Source organism: Celeribacter sp. (genome assembly GCF_048266405.1).
Taxonomy (GTDB): domain Bacteria; phylum Pseudomonadota; class Alphaproteobacteria; order Rhodobacterales; family Rhodobacteraceae; genus Celeribacter.
In genome coordinates, this window is sequence record NZ_JBLWZO010000006.1 from 13,279 (window position 1) to 29,139 (window position 15,861).

At 58.9% G+C, this 15,861-nt stretch carries 9 protein-coding genes and 1 tRNA gene; 5 read left to right on the forward strand and 5 right to left on the reverse strand.

Features of this window, described 5'->3' with window-relative positions; all coding sequences use genetic code 11:
- Positions 1 to 19: 19 nt before the first annotated feature.
- A complete protein-coding gene (locus ACN0TS_RS12235; RefSeq protein WP_417259643.1) occupies positions 20 to 3,169 on the reverse strand; it encodes an Ig-like domain-containing protein in 3,150 nt (1,049 codons plus the stop codon).
- Positions 3,170 to 3,419: 250 nt separating this feature from the next.
- Positions 3,420 to 5,855 carry a heavy metal translocating P-type ATPase gene (locus ACN0TS_RS12240; RefSeq protein WP_417259644.1) on the reverse strand — a complete coding sequence of 812 codons (2,436 nt, stop codon included), beginning with the start codon at positions 5,853 to 5,855 and terminating at the stop codon, positions 3,420 to 3,422.
- 144 nt (positions 5,856 to 5,999) lie between these two features.
- Between ACN0TS_RS12240 and ACN0TS_RS12245 the strand changes: the two genes are divergently transcribed.
- From ACN0TS_RS12245 to ACN0TS_RS12260, 4 genes are all read left to right on the forward strand, one after another.
- On the forward strand, positions 6,000 to 6,200 hold the full coding sequence (locus tag ACN0TS_RS12245; RefSeq protein WP_417259645.1) for a heavy-metal-associated domain-containing protein: 201 nt from the start codon (positions 6,000 to 6,002) through the stop codon (positions 6,198 to 6,200).
- 77 nt (positions 6,201 to 6,277) lie between these two features.
- Entirely contained in the window at positions 6,278 to 7,219 is a 942-nt protein-coding gene (locus ACN0TS_RS12250; protein WP_417259646.1) for a 2-dehydro-3-deoxygalactonokinase, read from the forward strand.
- 106 nt (positions 7,220 to 7,325) lie between these two features.
- Entirely contained in the window at positions 7,326 to 8,177 is an 852-nt protein-coding gene (locus tag ACN0TS_RS12255) for an SMP-30/gluconolactonase/LRE family protein (protein WP_417259647.1), read from the forward strand.
- On the forward strand, positions 8,174 to 9,166 hold the full coding sequence (locus ACN0TS_RS12260; protein ID WP_417259648.1) for an aldose epimerase family protein: 993 nt from the start codon (positions 8,174 to 8,176) through the stop codon (positions 9,164 to 9,166). The genes ACN0TS_RS12255 and ACN0TS_RS12260 overlap by 4 nt, the downstream gene beginning before the upstream one ends.
- 75 nt (positions 9,167 to 9,241) lie before the next feature.
- Here ACN0TS_RS12260 and ACN0TS_RS12265 read toward each other — a convergent pair whose 3' ends face one another.
- The gene (locus ACN0TS_RS12265; RefSeq protein WP_417259649.1) at positions 9,242 to 12,814 is read right to left on the reverse strand and encodes a hydantoinase B/oxoprolinase family protein; all 3,573 of its coding nucleotides are present in this window, start codon (positions 12,812 to 12,814) and stop codon (positions 9,242 to 9,244) included.
- Between the two features lie 143 nt (positions 12,815 to 12,957).
- On the opposite strand from ACN0TS_RS12265, the gene ACN0TS_RS12270 reads away from it, so the two are divergent.
- A tRNA-Met gene (locus ACN0TS_RS12270) sits at positions 12,958 to 13,034 on the forward strand.
- 148 nt (positions 13,035 to 13,182) lie between these two features.
- Here ACN0TS_RS12270 and ACN0TS_RS12275 read toward each other — a convergent pair.
- Together ACN0TS_RS12275 and araD are read right to left on the reverse strand one after the other, a co-directional pair.
- Positions 13,183 to 14,115: a Gfo/Idh/MocA family protein gene (locus ACN0TS_RS12275; protein ID WP_417259650.1), complete on the reverse strand. Its 933-nt coding sequence runs from the start codon at positions 14,113 to 14,115 to the stop codon at positions 13,183 to 13,185.
- Positions 14,115 to 15,860 carry an L-arabinonate dehydratase gene (gene araD / locus ACN0TS_RS12280; protein WP_417259651.1) on the reverse strand — a complete coding sequence of 582 codons (1,746 nt, stop codon included), beginning with the start codon at positions 15,858 to 15,860 and terminating at the stop codon, positions 14,115 to 14,117. Before araD ends, ACN0TS_RS12275 begins: the two co-directional genes overlap by 1 nt.
- Between the last annotated feature and the right edge of the window lies 1 nt (position 15,861).

A 15,861-nucleotide genomic window follows, 5' to 3' on the forward strand; every position in this document is an offset into this window, starting at 1 on the left:
TTGAACACCATCGTGTCCTCTACGGCAGCACCACTTCGATTTCAGGAGCAACAAGAACCTGTCCTTCGGTGCCCAACGTGTAGACATCGTAGGTCGCCCCATCGACGTCAGTCGATTGACCAGTATGTGTTGCGCCCTCGAGCACCACGCGGTCATCTTCGCCACCGTGAATTGTGATCGCTCCATTCACGCCTGCAAGACGATCCAGATCAGCCGCATTGAGCGTCACTTGGCCGCCATTCACGAATTGAAGGTCGATTGCGCCAAGCTCGAAGTCGTCGAGACCTGTATTGTCGAGATCCACCTCAAACATCGCGCCTTCGGGACGCTCGTTCGTCGTGTCGAGTACGAACAGGGTGTCCGATTGGTTGCCCGCAGTGTCTTCGGAAGAGAGTACGATTTGTGATCCGTTCGGGACTTTGTTGCCAAACACCATCATGGTCTCGCCGCCCACGTCGATATCGGTCGAAGCCACTTCGGTAACTTGTCCGGCCTCGCTGACAGCAAAAGCCGTCACATCATCAGTAGTCTCTTCGATAGAAACGGACCGTACACCTGTCGTGTCGCGCATCACGGCTTCGACAACAGGCTCGGTGCCAATGGTGTCGATCTCGATTTGCGATGTCTCGGTCAAGGTGTTGCCTGCGGCATCCTTGGCTTCAATGGTCACTTCCGCATTGCGCTCGCCGCCTGCGATAACCCCGTCATCATAGGACACAGTCCAGTTGCCGTTCCCGTCAACCTGCGCTTCCTTGCGGACTCCATCAACTGTAACGAACACCGTCGAGCCTGACTCGACCTCGCCCGTCAGTGTAAGTCCGCCGTCCATTTCCGAGCCATTGAACACACCATCGGCACCGCCAACATTGCTATCCATGCCAAGCTCGGTGACAAGCGTGTCATAGGTCAAGGTGTCGGACAGGCGCGCCACGTTGCCCGCACGGTCGGTTGCGACCACCTGGATCGGCATAGAGCCTTCGCCCGATGGAACAATGCCCGCGGGAAGTGTGTAGGACCATTCGCCCGCGCCATTGGCAATGGTGGTAAATTCCGAACCACCAACCGTAATGACCACCGTGGAATGCGGCTCTACCTGACCGTTCAGCCCGACGCCTGCATCAGCCTCAACCTTGTTTACAACTCCATCAGAGCCGCCAAAACTTGTTAGATTGTTGAAGTTATTAACGTAAGTATCGACCTCAACTGCGCGGGTTACCGTCTTGGTATTGCCCGCATCATCGGTGATCGTCGCCGTAGCTTCGGTCATATATTCGCCTGCGGTCACTTCGCTCGCTGCGAATTTGACAGCGAATGACCCGCCTGACGACGCCCGAACGGTGTGCGACACGCCACCCAAGGTAACGACGACATCCAGACCCGGCGTCGCTGTGCCTGTGACCCAGACACCATCGGCCGCCTCTTCAAAGTTGATGATATCGTCACCCTCAATCGGGCTTGATGACAACGCGACATCGCCCGCCTCCGTATCAACACGCACCGAGGTTGCCGAGGTTGCAGTGTTGCCCGCGGCATCGGTAGCCACAGCCGTCAGCGTCGTATTATATTCGCCCGATGGCAAAGTCCCCGCAGGAAGCGTTACGCTCCAAACACCATCTGTGCCTGCGGTTGTCTCCATATCCACGCCCTGAAGCGTCACCACCACAGTAGACCCTGGCTCTGCAGTGCCTGTGAAAGTCAGTGGCTGACCGCTTTCACTAAGGTTCACAATATTGTCGCCGCCAGAGTGGTTCGGGTCGATTGCGACCCCCATCTCGGTGTCGATGTGGAACGTGCCAGAGGTCGTGGATGTGTTACCTGCCGCGTCTGTGGACACCGCCGCAACCGTTGCATCGTATGTGCCTTGCGGCAAAGTGCCATTGGCATAGTTGACCGTCCACGATCCATCATTGCCAACCGTCGTCGTGCGCGAAACGCCAGCGACGGTCACAACGACAGTAGACCCCGCCTCACCTGTTCCCGATAGCGCAACACCCGACTGCATTTCGCTCAGGTTGACGGTCCCGTCACCGCCTGCCGAGTCCGCATCGACGGTCAAACTGCTCTCGAGATCGACATGCACATCATGCGTATAGCTCGCAGCATTGCCCGCAGCATCGGTCACCGTTGCGGAAATCGTGCTGTCGTAAGTGCCAGGCGCGAATTGCGTGCCATCAAAGACAACGCTCCATGTCCCATCCTGCGCCACGGTCGTTTCGACCTCTTGGCCCTGCATTGTAACAACAACCGTCGCCCCTGCTTCGGACGTACCTGAAACAGTGACGTCGCCCGTTGCTTCGTCGATGTTGATCACGTTATCGCCCGCAACCGTATCAAAGGTCAGATTTTCGGCTTCCGTATCAACGAGAAGCGAGTCAGTCACAGTCGTCGAATTGCCTGCGTCATCGGTGGCTGTCACGGTCACATCCGTAGAATATTCACCTTCATCGATCGCATCACTCTCGAAGTCGACCGACCAAGAACCATCATCACCAACCGTTGTGGTCTCGGTGGTATCGTTGACAGTTACATCAATGGTCGCACCCGGCTCGCCCTCACCCGAAATGGTAAAACTGCCGCTATCGTAATCTTCGCCATTTACGATCGTGCCTGTGCCCTCGGTTCCGCCCGTAATGACAACATCGGGCGCAGTCGTATCCGCAGCCCCGCCATTACCGCCGCCATCAATAATAGTGCCCGCTGCCAACGCTGCCGCAGCACCACCTCCGAGACCGAGAAGTGGCCCAAGCCCTGCACCGAGAACTGGCGCAACCACAGGCTCGACACGCTCCAGATCAAGAAAGACCAACTGGTCGTATTCACTCCACTTGCCTGACAGGTCTACGTCTCCGTAGCTCGCCACAAGCGCACCCTCAGAGGTATCTTCGAACTCGACTTCCGAAATAAACCCGCGTTCGGAGAGCAAAATCTCCTTTTCGCCGCCTACGAAGAACCCTTCGAGGCGCACTTCCTTGCCTCCGACCAACGTAAGGATCAAATCCCCGCCACTACGTGTATAACCCGAAATCGCGGCCTGCGTTGTGTTTAGGGAGATATCTTCGATTCCTGCCATCCGAATGACTTCTACGTCATTCACGAGAGGAATATTGCCTGTGTCAATTTCGCCCGCAGAATTGCGGACAGTAAACTGTAGCCCCACCATTGTACTCATTCACTTCTGCTCAAGTTTCACGGCGTGCCCTGCTCGAACCGCCGCATTTTTATACTCTGGGACAGAAACTACCCGATCAGCGAATCACTTGCTAGATTTTTCTCACTCCGGACGGCAAAAATTAACTATTTGGTAACCAAATAGCGGTAAGGCCCCGCGATTCCCACCAAGATGTAGGGAGGAAAACGACATCTTGAACACCGCAGAAACACAGAAAAATCAAAGAAAATTACGACTTTCGGACTATTTACTACTTTAGGACGACCACGCCATTGAGCCTTAACGCGTTGCTGATCACGAAGACCGACGACATCGCCATAGCTCCCGCGCCAAGCATCGGGGACAACAGAACGCCCCAAACAGGGTAAAGCACCCCCGCCGCAACGGGGATCAACGCCACGTTATAGGCAAACGCCCAAAACAGGTTTTGACGGATGTTGCGCATGGTTTTTGCACTCATGTCCAGCGCAGTGACGACCCCACGCGGGTCCGCCCCCATCAACACCACATCCGCCGCCTCAATCGCGACGTCCGTGCCAGTCCCGACTGCAATACCGACGTCCGCCGAAGCAAGAGCCGGCGCATCGTTGATCCCATCCCCGACAAAGGCGATCTCACCGAACTCTTCTCGCAGCGCCGCAACGATCTTTGCTTTGCCTTTAGGGAGAACCTCGGCTTCGACCCGCTCAATGCCCAACTCCGCCGCGATTGCTTGTGCGGCACGCGTCGTATCTCCCGACACCATCACCACCGACAGCCCACGTGCATGTAGCATTTCAACGGCAGCGCGTGACGTTGCCCGCACTGGATCGGAGACGCCAAGCACCATCGCGGGCACGCCGTCAATTGCGACCAATACGGGTGTGCGTCCCTTTTCTGCCAAGGCCTCAAGCGGTGCCGCGAACGCAGCCCCTTCAACGCCTTCGCGCTCCATCAGCCGTAGGTTTCCGACTAAAACGGCCTGATCGCCCACCTGTGCGCGCACGCCTTGACCCGCAACTGCACGCGCTTGCGAAACCTCGGGTAGGGTTAAACCGCGGTCCTGTGCAATGCGCTCAATCGCCCGCGCTATCGGGTGTTCAGATTGCGCCTCAACCGCCGCAACAACGGCCAGTACCGTCGCCTCATCACCGCTCAGACGAACCACATCCGTCACCACGGGCTTGCCTTCGGTGAGTGTTCCCGTCTTGTCAAAGGCCACGACCTTGATGCCTTGCAGCGCCTGAAGCGCGTCGCCCTTGCGAAACAAAACGCCCAATTCCGCGGCCCGTCCTGTGCCGACCATGATCGACGTCGGCGTGGCCAGCCCCATCGCGCAAGGACAGGCAATGATCAACACAGACACACCTGCGACAAGCGCATATTGCAACGCGGGATCAGGACCGAATATCAACCAGACAAAGACCGTCAACGCAGCCAATCCCATCACAGCAGGCACAAAATACATCGTCACCTTGTCGACGAGGGATTGGATGGGCAGCTTCGCGCCTTGTGCGTCCTCGACCATGCGAATGATCTGTGCCAACATCGTGTCGCCACCAACCTTTTGAGCACGGAACGTCATCGCCCCTTCGCCGTTCACCGTTCCGGCGATCAAGCCCGCGCCCTCGGCCTTGGCCACGGGCAGCGGCTCGCCCGAGATCATCGCCTCGTCCACATGGCTCTCACCGCTAATCACCACACCATCGACAGCAATCTTCTCACCGGGACGCAGGTGCAAAACGTCGCCCACGACAACCTCGCCAATCGCCACATCGACCACGTCCCCGCCGCGCTCAACCCGTGCGGTTTTGGCCTTCATCCCGGCCAGTTTACGGATTGCCTCACCTGTGCGCCCCTTGGCCCGCGCCTCCAAATAGCGCCCCAATAGGATCAGTGTTGCAATCACCGCCGCCGCTTCGAAATAGACATTGCGAGCGGACACAGGCAGCGCCCAAGGCGCAAATGTGGTCACGCAAGAGTAGGCAAACGCCGACCCCGCCCCCATCGCGACGAGTGAGTTCATCTCGGGCGCACCGCGCAGTAGCGCAGGAATGCCTTTGAGAAAGAACCCGCGAGCAGGTCCAACGAGAACGGCCAAGGTCAACACGAACTGGATGAACCGCCACGTTTGCGGCCCTACCACCCCCATAAACCAATGATGAAAAGCCGGCACCAGATGCCCGCCCATTTCCACCACGAATACGGGCAATGTCAGGGCAGCGGCCACGATCAACCGCCCCCGATACCCACGCGCCTCATCGGCCTTGCGGTCCACTTGCGGCGCATCCTGTCCGCGCGGCTTGGCCGAATATCCCGCACTGGCCACAGCACGGCGCAGCTCGTCTGCATCAGTGGTCCCGACTAAAAACGTCGCACTTGCAGTTTCCGCGGCCAAATTGACCGATGCCGAGACAACACCCGTCGTCGCCGCCAAAACACGTTCAACTCGCCCCACACAAGAAGCGCAAGACATGCCCTCGACATCGAACACAACCGTATCGACCCGCGCGAGATAGCCCGCCTTGTCCAAAGTAGCGCTGAGACTAGCGGGATCGGCAGGCGCATCAAATGTCACCTCGGCTGTTTCCGTGGCAAGATTGACACTGGCGGCCTGCACACCCTCAGTCGCGCCAAGCGCTCGTTCAACACGCCCAACACAGGATGCACAGGTCATGCCCGCAACACTCAATCGGATGGTGGTCATTTTGGGAACCTCGCCTCTGGCAGTTTCATACCCACCTAGGTAACAATAGGATAAATCGTCAAGGCTCTGCGCGACAAAGTGAACGGCGCAATTCCACCTGACGTTAAACCATACACGCATCCAACAGCCAAGAAAGGCGCCCCCATGTCTGTGTTTTCTGTTCCTGATATGACCTGTGGCCATTGCAAGGCCGCCATTACCGAAGCTCTCGAAGCGGTCGATGATGGTGTCGACATAGAGGCCAACATGGAAACCCGCGAAATTGAGGTACACTCCACCGCGGGAGATGCCGCCATTCTCAAAGCTCTCAATGACGCAGGCTACCCCGCGCAACTGCGCTCCTGATCGCTCCCTTCTTTCCCTATTCAAATTTCGTCCGTTGCAAGCCGCCCGCGCTCGCGCGATAAGGTTGTGCTAACAGTATGACTTTTGAAATTCGGGAGGGATTGATGGTCAAAGCAGACTGGATCGCCGTTGACTGGGGCACCACGTCGCTTCGCACGTGGGCGATGAGCTCAAGCGGCACTGTTCTGGCCGAAGCCCAATCAGATCACGGTATGGGGGCCCTGCGCTCCGACGGCTTTGAAGCCGCCTTGCTTGACCTGATTTCAGACTGGCTTCCTGCAGAAAAAACCCGTGTCATTGCCTGTGGTATGGTCGGAGCGCGCCAAGGATGGGTCGAGGCCGAATACTCGCGCGTCCCTTGCGCGCCCACGGCCAGCACGTTGACCCGAGCACCCACCACCGACCCGCGCCTTGATGTCCAAATCTTGCCCGGCGTATGCCAAATGTCGCCCGCAGACGTGATGCGCGGCGAGGAAACCCAGATCGCCGGCTTCCAATCGCTCAACCCCAATTTCGATGGCGTCATCACCCTGCCCGGTTCCCACACAAAATGGGTCCACATGAGTGCGCGCGAAATCGTCTCGTTCCAAACCGTGATGACAGGAGAAATGTTCGCCGCCCTGTCTGGCCATACTGTGTTACGCCATTCCGTGCGCACCGATGGATGGGATGAGGCAGCGTTTGATACCGCAGTAGACGAAATTCTCTCGCGCCCCGAGCGGCTCGCCGCCAAACTCTTTTCGCTGCGAGCCGAGGGGCTGCTCAATGCCATGCCATGCGAAACCGCCAAAGCCCGCCTGTCTGGCCTGTTGATCGGCGCGGAGATTGCCGCGTCCAAACCCTACTGGCTCGGGCAACCGCTTGCCATCATCGGCGACACCGACCTTGCGACCCTCTACGCTCGCGCATTGCAGACACAGGGGCTCGACGCCATTCGCACCGACGCCACAGCCATGACACTCGCGGGGCTATGTGCGGCCCACACCCAATTCACCACTGGCCCACGGAGCGGCACATGACCTGTCGTTTCAACATGTGGCCTACATTCTTCAAACCAGATTTCACCACCAACGTGACCGCATCTCGCGCCCGCGCTATGGTGACCGCATATGATGAGGCTGTAACATGAGCTATTACGTTTACGACGACACAAAATGCGAACTCGGCGAGGGCCCGATGTGGCACCCCCTGTGCAATCAACTTTTCTGGTTCGACATCATGGGGATGCGTCTACATACTCGTGTCGATGACGAGACATTGACATGGCAGTTCGATGAGTATGTGTCCGCCGCAGGATGGGTCGATGAGAACACCCTGTTGATGGCTTCGGAAACATCGCTATCGACCTTTGACATCGAGACGGGCGAGACCTCCTTTGTCTGCGCCCTTGAGGCCGACAATCCCGTTACCCGCTCCAACGATGGCCGCGCCGACCCTCAGGGCGGGTTCTGGATCGGGACGATGGGCAAACAGGCCGAAGACAAAGCAGGCTCGATCCACCGCTATTATCGCGGCTCTTTGCGTAAATTATTTGGCGACATCACCATCACCAACTCCATCTGTTTTTCTCCCGACGGCAAAACGGCCTACTTCTGTGACACGGCCACCGATCAGATCATGCGTGTTGCCCTCAACGACGATGGTTGGCCCCATGGCAAACCCGAAGTCTTCATCGCAAACGCCAACAATCCCGACGGCTCCGTGGTCGACGCAGCGGGCAACTTGTGGAACGCCCAATGGGGATCATACCGCGTGTGTTGCTACTCCCCCGAAGGTGAGGTGCTGCGCTATGTCGATGTGGGCGGGATGCAATCCTCATGCCCTGCATTCGGGGGCGCGGATGGCACGACTCTGTTCGTGACCACGGCGCAGCAAAACCTGCCAGAGGCAGACCTCGAAAAGAGTGACGACCACGGTTGTGTCTTTGCGGTTGATGATGTGGCCAAGGGCCAAAAAGAACATCGGGTGATCCTATGAGACGCCCCTTTGGCACCACGGCGGATGGCCGCAAGGTCGAGGCTATATCGCTGCACGCAGGCGATCTGAGCGTCACCATCCTGACCCTTGGCGCGACCCTCAACGATGTCCGCCTCAAAGGCGTCGCATACCCGCTCACATTAGGATCAAAAGATGTGGCCGCCTATGAAGGACCGATGGGCTATTACGGCGCTCTGGTCGGCCCTGTGGCCAACCGCATCGCAGGCGCAAGCGCGCCGCTCAATGGGGAGACTTTGAGCTTTGAGGCCAACGAGGGCACAACCTGCTTGCATGGCGGCCCTAACGGGATGCACCGCGAGATTTGGCAGATCGAAAGCCATTCAGAAAGCGCCCTCACCCTCTCGCTCACCCTGCCTGATGGCAAGGGCGGCTTTCCGGGGGCGCGGTCTATGCGAGCGCGGTTCTCCCTCGATGCACCTGCGCACCTGCGCTTGGTGATCGAGGCGGAGACGGACAAGGACACCTACATCAACATCGCCAACCATTCCTATTGGTCGCTCGACGGTCACGCGACCATTACGGGCCACATGCTCACTGTGCCAGCCGACCGTTATACGCCCGTTGATGCAGACCTCATTCCAACGGGCGTTGCCCCCGTAGACGGGACCGATTTCGACTTTCGCACAGGGCGCGCCTTGGGGGAGAATACACCGCGCATTGACCACAACCTATGTCTGTCAGACACCCCAGCCACAGACCTGCAACACGCCTGTACGTTGACGGGGTCAAGCGGCGTGACACTGCGCATTGATACCACCGAGCCGGGCTTGCAAATCTATGACGCGGGCAAGAACTCCTCCGCCCCCTTCGTGGGATTAAACGGCAAGCCCTACGGCGCGTTTAGTGGCGTGGCCTTGGAGCCGCAACGCTGGCCCGATGGGCCCAATCAGGCGGGCTTCCCGTCGTGCCTTCTCAAAGCGGGCGAGACCTACAGACAAGAAACCGTCTGGAGCTTTTCCAAGCCCTAATCCGCACGACACGCCAAACCACAAAAGGGGCCAAACGGCCCCTTTTTCAATCGTCCTAACCTGATCCTAAATGCGTCAGGAAAACCCGCCGCCACCTGGCGTTTCCATCACAAACACGCCATTTTCAGGCAGATCAATCTCGTCGTTTCCTTTGAGATCAACGCGCGTGCCATCGGGCAAAATAGCGTAGTTCACCCCCACCTGTCCGCCCATCGCTCCCCCAACGCCAAAGGGCGGAACGACACGATGGGACGACAATGTGGTCACGGTCACAGGCTCCAGAAAACGCAAACGACGCAAGGCGCCACAGCCCCCCGTGTGCGAGCCTTTTCCGCCTGACCCGTGACGAATGGAAAACTCCTCAAGGCGCACTGGGAAGCGCGTCTCCAAAATCTCGGGATCGGTCATACGCGTGTTGGTCATATGGCTTTGCACCGCATCGCAGCCGTCAAAATCCGGTCCTGCCCCTGTGCCGCCTGCAATCGTTTCGTAGTTTTGAAACTCAGCGTTGCCCCAAACAAAATTGTTCATCGTGCCTTGGCTGCCCGCAATCACGCCAAGCGCGCCAAACAAGGCATTGCACGCGGCCTGCGACACTTCCGTGTTGCCCGCGATCACCGCCGCAGGGGCGCGGGGATTGAGCATCGAGCCTTCTGGAACGATGATATCCAACGGCGCAAGACACCCCTCGTTGAGCGGGATGTTCTTGCCAACCAAGGTGCGGAAAACATAAAGCACTACAGCCCGCGAAATGGATAAAGGCGCGTTGAAATTGCCATCCTGCTGCGCACTTGTTCCGGTGAAATCCACGACTGCACGACGGGTTGCACGGTCCACCCGCACCGCCACTTTGATCTCGGCCCCTTCGTCCATCGGATAGGTAAATGCGCCGTCTTGCAAATGATCAATGACCGCCCGCACGGAGGCCTCGGCGTTATCTTGCACATGCCCCATATAGGCCGTCACAACGTCCAGACTATAGCGCGACACCACCTCCAACAAGGCGCGTTTTCCCGTTTCGTTTGCGGCCACTTGCGCCTGTAGGTCCGCGATATTCTGATCAATGTTTCGCGCAGGGTAGCGCGCCTCCGACAAGATGCGACGCATCAATGTCTCTTGGAATTCTCCCGCCGCCACAAGGCGTTCATTGTCGATCAGAACACCCTCGTCCTCGATCGTACGGCTGTCGGGCGGCGCTGATCCGGGGGTGCGACCACCGATGTCGGCATGGTGCCCGCGCGACCCGAGCCAAAACGCGATGGACCCGTCCACAAAGACAGGCGTCACCACAGTCACATCGGGCAAATGCGTCCCGCCGCGATAGGGCGAATTGAGCACAAAAGCATCGCCATCTGCGGCGTCGGCATTCAGTCGGATTATTGTCTGAATACTGTCGGACATTGACCCCAAATGAACGGGCACATGCGGCGCGTTGGCGACCAGATGCCCCTCAGCGTCAAAGATCGCACAGGAGAAATCAAACCGCTCCTTGATGTTCACCGACCACGACGTATTCGCCAAAGTTGCGCCCATTTGATCGGCCACCGACATGAACAGGTTCGACATGACCTCAAGCAAGATCGGATCGGCCTCAGTTCCCACCGCGAGCGCCCGCGCGGGGGCTGTGTCACGGGTCAACACCAGATTGCCCATCGGATCGAGCGTCGCACGCCACTCAGGCTCGACCACATTGGTTCCCGTCGCCTCGGTGATGATCGCGGGGCCTTTGATCACCGTCTCTTGGGCCAGTGTGTCACGCGCGTAAAGCGGCACGCGTCCCCACCCCGCAGCACTCACATCCAGATGCGCCACAGGGGTCGCCTCGCCCTCGCCCATCGCAACAGCGGCAGGCGCTTCGCCCGTGTCACCAATGGCCTCCACGGCCAACATATCGAGGATCAGGGCACGCCCCTCACGGGCAAAGCCGAACCGCGCTCTATGTGCGGCATGAAAGGCCTCCGTCATTGCCGCCGCGGCCACGAACGTCACATCCAAAGTCTGATGTGATCCGTCATAGCGCAGGTGCGCACGGATTTCTGTGCGGGTCGAGGTGACACCCTGTGCCGTAACCTCGCGCAGCGCGTCCTCCGCCAGTTCCTGTGCAAGCGCCTGTGCCGCACCAAGGTCCGTGATCGGTGTGTCGACCTGACGCTCGCGCAAGGCCCGCACCTCGGCCAACCCCATGCCGTAAGCCGAGAGAACCCCCGCAAAGGGATGGATCAACACGCGGCGCATCCCGAGCGCATCCGCCACAAGACAGGCATGTTGCCCCCCTGCACCGCCGAAACATTGCAAGGCGTATTCGGTCACATCATGGCCGCGCTCGACCGAGATTTTCTTGATCGCGTTTGCCATATTGTCGACTGCAATCTTGAGAAACCCCTCGGCCACCTCAACGGGATCAAGGCTCTGCCCCGTGGCGGCGTTGATCTCGTCGGTGAGAGCAGAAATGCCGCGCCGTGTGGCAGCCACGTCAAGCGGCGCATCGCCATTTGGCCCGAACACAGGCGGGAAATGATCGGGTGACAGCTTGCCCAAAAACACGTTGCAATCGGTGACGGTGATCGGCCCGCCACGGCGATACGCCGCCGGACCGGGGTCCGCGCCCGCACTCTCGGGCCCGACTTGAAGCCGCCCGTCGCGGAACGAACAAATCGAGCCGCCCCCCGCGGCCACCGTGTGAATATCCATCATCGGCGCCCGCATCCGCACGCCCGCCACTTCGGTCTCAAAACTGCGCTCGAACGCGCCCGCATAGTGGCTCACATCCGTGGAGGTGCCGCCCATATCGAAGCCGATCAAACGGTCAAATCCCGCCGCCTCACCTGTGCGCACCATTCCGACGATCCCGCCCGCAGGCCCCGACAGAATGGCATCGCGCCCCTGAAACAAGGCCGCATCGGTCAGCCCACCGTTGGATTGCATGAACAACAACCGCTCACATGCTGTGCCCAGAGACAAGGCTTCGGCCACCTGTTCCACGTAGCGACGTAAGATGGGCGAGAGATAGGCGTCCACCACGGTGGTATCACCACGCGAGACGAGCTTGGCCAGACGCGACACCTCATGAGAGGTGGAGACCTGCGTGTAACCGATCTCCCGCGCGATTTGCGCCACGCGTTGCTCGTGAACGGGCTCCAGATAGGCATGAAGAAAGGCCACAGCCACAGCGCGGACACCACCGTCGAACGCCCGTTGAAGGGCCGCGCGCGCTGCCACCTCATCCAGCGGCGTTACAACGGTCCCGTCGGCGGCAAGACGCTCAGGAATTTCCGCGACGGTTTCATACAAAAGGTCAGGACGTTTGATGTTGAGCGCGAACAGATCAGGGCGCGTCTGATAGCCGATACGCAAGATGTCCCCGAAGCCTTGGGTGATGAGCAACAACACCCGCTCCCCCTTGCGCTCCAGCAGGGCATTGGTGGCCACAGTGGTGCCCATCTTGACCGAGGCAATCGCGCCAGACGGAATCGGCTGTCCCGCTTGCAATCCCAAGACATCACGAACGCCTTGTTCCGCGGCATCGCGGTAGCGCTCGGGGTTGTTCGACAGTAATTTATGGCTGTGCAAAACGCCCTGCGGATCGCGACCGACAATATCCGTAAAGGTGCCACCACGATCAATCCAAAAGTCCCATTTCGCATCCATTGTATCGGCCTTTCGTCACAGGTTTCGGGCAAACTAGGACATGCCTTAGTCTGCAACAAGCACGCTGCCACAAAGGAACCGTCACAAACACGTAATTTCCCTCTTGACCCCCCGCGCGTGACCGACTACCTACGCGGCACTTCGGCGGAGTAGCTCAGTTGGTTAGAGCAGCGGAATCATAATCCGCGTGTCGGGGGTTCAAGTCCCTCCTCCGCTACCATTACCCCCTCAGATCATAGATACGATGCACGGCTCAGGCCGACCTTTGCGCTGTGGCGGGCGGCACCGGCACGCTCGAATGATGTTGTCCCGCACACAAAAACGGGGACGCAAGCGCCCCCGTTTTCAACTCATTGCATAGCCGCGCCTTACCAATCGAAGGCAGCAACCATTTCGCGTTTTCCGAGCGTCAGAGCATCGGAAACATGCAGCATGGGGCGCAGGTCCACTTCGCTGCGGCCCGAGGCCACCAGCGCCGCCATATCGGCGTAGAGCTGCGGGTATTCGCCGTCGAGTTGGCCAATCGCGCCGGGTTGTTGGACACCGTCGATCAACAGAACGCCGCCGCCCTTCTCCAGTTTCAAAACGCCCTCGTTACAGACCGCTTCGATATCCCACACATCCGCGCCCGAATGATCCCAATCCATCTGGGCCGACACCACGGCCGCCTTGGGATGATAGAACTCAAGATCCGCCGCAATAGGCGTGTCTCGGTTGGCGGGGAATTTCAGCACCGCCTCTTTGAGGTGAATCGGATCGGGCAGGATTTCTGTCACGATGGACAGCGCGTTAATGCCCGGATCAAAGATGCCCATGCCGCCAGGCTCAAACACCCAATCCTGGTTCGGGTGCCATTTGCGCACATCTTCTTTCCACGTCACTGTGAACCGCTCGAGCGTCTTGTCCGCGAGCCATGCCTTTGCCGCCGCGACCTGCGCCGCCTTGCGCGAGTGCCATGTGGCATAGAGGGTCACACCCGCTTCACGCGCCAAAGTTTCGAGCGTGTGGACTTCCGAGAGCGTCGCACCAGGGGGCTTTTCCAACATCACGTGACGCCCTGCGGCAATCGCCTCACGCGCGATGTCAAAGCGCGGCACAGGCGGCATACACAGGCTGACCACCCCGATCTCGGGGTGAGCCTCAAGCATCTCGGTCATGTGAGTGTAATTGGGCACGCCCTCAACCTGATGGTTGCGCGACACGGCTGCGGCCAGTTCCCAATCGTCAGATTTGGCAAGCGAAGGGATGTGTTGGTCGATGGCGATTTTGCCGACACCGACCAGAGCAATTTTACGCGCCATTAGTGACTGTCCTTTCCGACAGGTGCGCCACGGCACCCTTTGAGGAAGTCGAGATCGGCCCCCGTATCTGCCCCCTCGACGTGGGCTTGGTGAAGCCATGCATAGCCGCTCGCAGCCTGTTCGTGGATCGGTTTCCATGCAGCCAGACGTGCGGCCAGTTCCTCGTCCGAGATATCGAGATGCAGCTTACGATTCGGCACATCCAGTTCGATCATGTCACCATTCTGAACCACGGCAAGCGGCCCGCCTGCGGCGGCCTCTGGCGAGGTATGCAGAACAACCGTGCCGTAGGCCGTGCCCGACATCCGCGCGTCGGAAATACGCACCATATCGGTGATACCCTTGCGCAGGATTTTGGGCGGCAGGCCCATATTGCCCACCTCGGCCATACCCGGATAGCCTTTGGGTCCGCAGTTTTTCATAACCATGATGCAGGTCTCGTCGATGTCGAGATCCTCATCGTTGATCTTGGCCTTGTAGTCGTCGATGTCCTCGAACACGACCGCGCGGCCTTTGTGTTGCAACAGTTCAGGCGTCGCCGCAGAAGGCTTGAGAACCGCACCTTTGGGCGCAAGGTTGCCGCGCACAACAGCGATGCCGCCCTGCTCCATGAGGGGCTTGTCGACAGGCAGGATCACGTCTTCGTTGTGGTTCACCACATCTTTGACCTCGTCCCAGATCGTCTCGCCCGACACGGTCAGCGCATCTTTGTGCAACTGATCCGCCTCGCCCAAACGTTTGAGAACCACAGGCAGACCACCCGCGTAGAAGAACTCCTCCATCAGGTATTTGCCCGATGGCATAAGGTTGACGATGGTCGAGACATCGCGACCGCAACGGTCCCAGTCATCAAGCGACAGATCAACACCCACACGGCCCGCCATTGCGAGCAGGTGAACAACCGCATTGGTGGAACCACCAATGGCGCCATTGGTACGGATAGCGTTCTCGAACGCCTTTTTGGTCATGATATCGGAAGGCTTCAGATCGTCTTTGACCATCTGCACAATGCGGCGACCCGACATCTGCGCCATAACGCGGCGGCGGCTATCCACGGCGGGGATTGCGGCGTTTCCCGACAGAGCAAGCCCGAGCGCCTCGGCCATAGAGGCCATCGTCGATGCAGTGCCCATGGTGTTACAGGTCCCCGTGGAGCGCGACATGCTTTGCTCCGCTTCGAGGAATTCCTCTTGGGTCATCTTGCCCGCTTTGACGTCCTCGGAGAATTTCCAAAGGTGCGTGCCCGATCCGACGCGCTCGTTCTTGTAATAACCGTTGAGCATCGGCCCGCCCGTCACAACAATCGACGGCAGGTCACATGATGCGGCCCCCATGATCAGCGACGGCGTGGTTTTGTCACAACCGACAAGCAACACACAGCCATCAATAGGTTGTCCGCGAATAGTTTCCTCGACCGCGAGAGCGGCAAGGTTGCGGAACATCATCGCGGTGGGGCGATAGGTGTTCTCAGAGGCGGAGAACACAGGCACCTCAACGGGAAAGCCACCCGCTTCCCAAATCCCTGCTTTGACCTTTTCGGCCAGCTCTTTCATGTGGCTGCCGTTACATGGGCTAAGTTCCGACCATGTGTTCAACACGCCAATGATCGGGCGACCGTCGAACAGATCATGGGGATAGCCTTGGTTCTTGAGCCAGCCACGGTGGTAGATCGTGTCACGACTATTGCCGCCATACCAAGACTGGGATCGAAGTTTGCGGGGCCATTCTGCGGGTTTAAAACTCATT

Excerpts from the sequence above, each read along its gene's own strand:
- ACN0TS_RS12235 (WP_417259643.1), bottom strand. The coding sequence starts at position 3,169 with ATGAGTACAATGGTGGGGCTACAGTTTACTGTCCGCAATTCTGCGGGC.
- ACN0TS_RS12240 (WP_417259644.1), bottom strand. The coding sequence starts at position 5,855 with ATGACCACCATCCGATTGAGTGTTGCGGGCATGACCTGTGCATCCTGT.
- ACN0TS_RS12245 (WP_417259645.1), top strand. The coding sequence starts at position 6,000 with ATGTCTGTGTTTTCTGTTCCTGATATGACCTGTGGCCATTGCAAGGCC.
- ACN0TS_RS12250 (WP_417259646.1), top strand. The coding sequence starts at position 6,278 with ATGACTTTTGAAATTCGGGAGGGATTGATGGTCAAAGCAGACTGGATC.
- ACN0TS_RS12255 (WP_417259647.1), top strand. The coding sequence starts at position 7,326 with ATGAGCTATTACGTTTACGACGACACAAAATGCGAACTCGGCGAGGGC.
- ACN0TS_RS12260 (WP_417259648.1), top strand. The coding sequence starts at position 8,174 with ATGAGACGCCCCTTTGGCACCACGGCGGATGGCCGCAAGGTCGAGGCT.
- ACN0TS_RS12265 (WP_417259649.1), bottom strand. The coding sequence starts at position 12,814 with ATGGATGCGAAATGGGACTTTTGGATTGATCGTGGTGGCACCTTTACG.
- ACN0TS_RS12275 (WP_417259650.1), bottom strand. The coding sequence starts at position 14,115 with ATGGCGCGTAAAATTGCTCTGGTCGGTGTCGGCAAAATCGCCATCGAC.
- araD (WP_417259651.1), bottom strand. The coding sequence starts at position 15,860 with ATGAGTTTTAAACCCGCAGAATGGCCCCGCAAACTTCGATCCCAGTCT.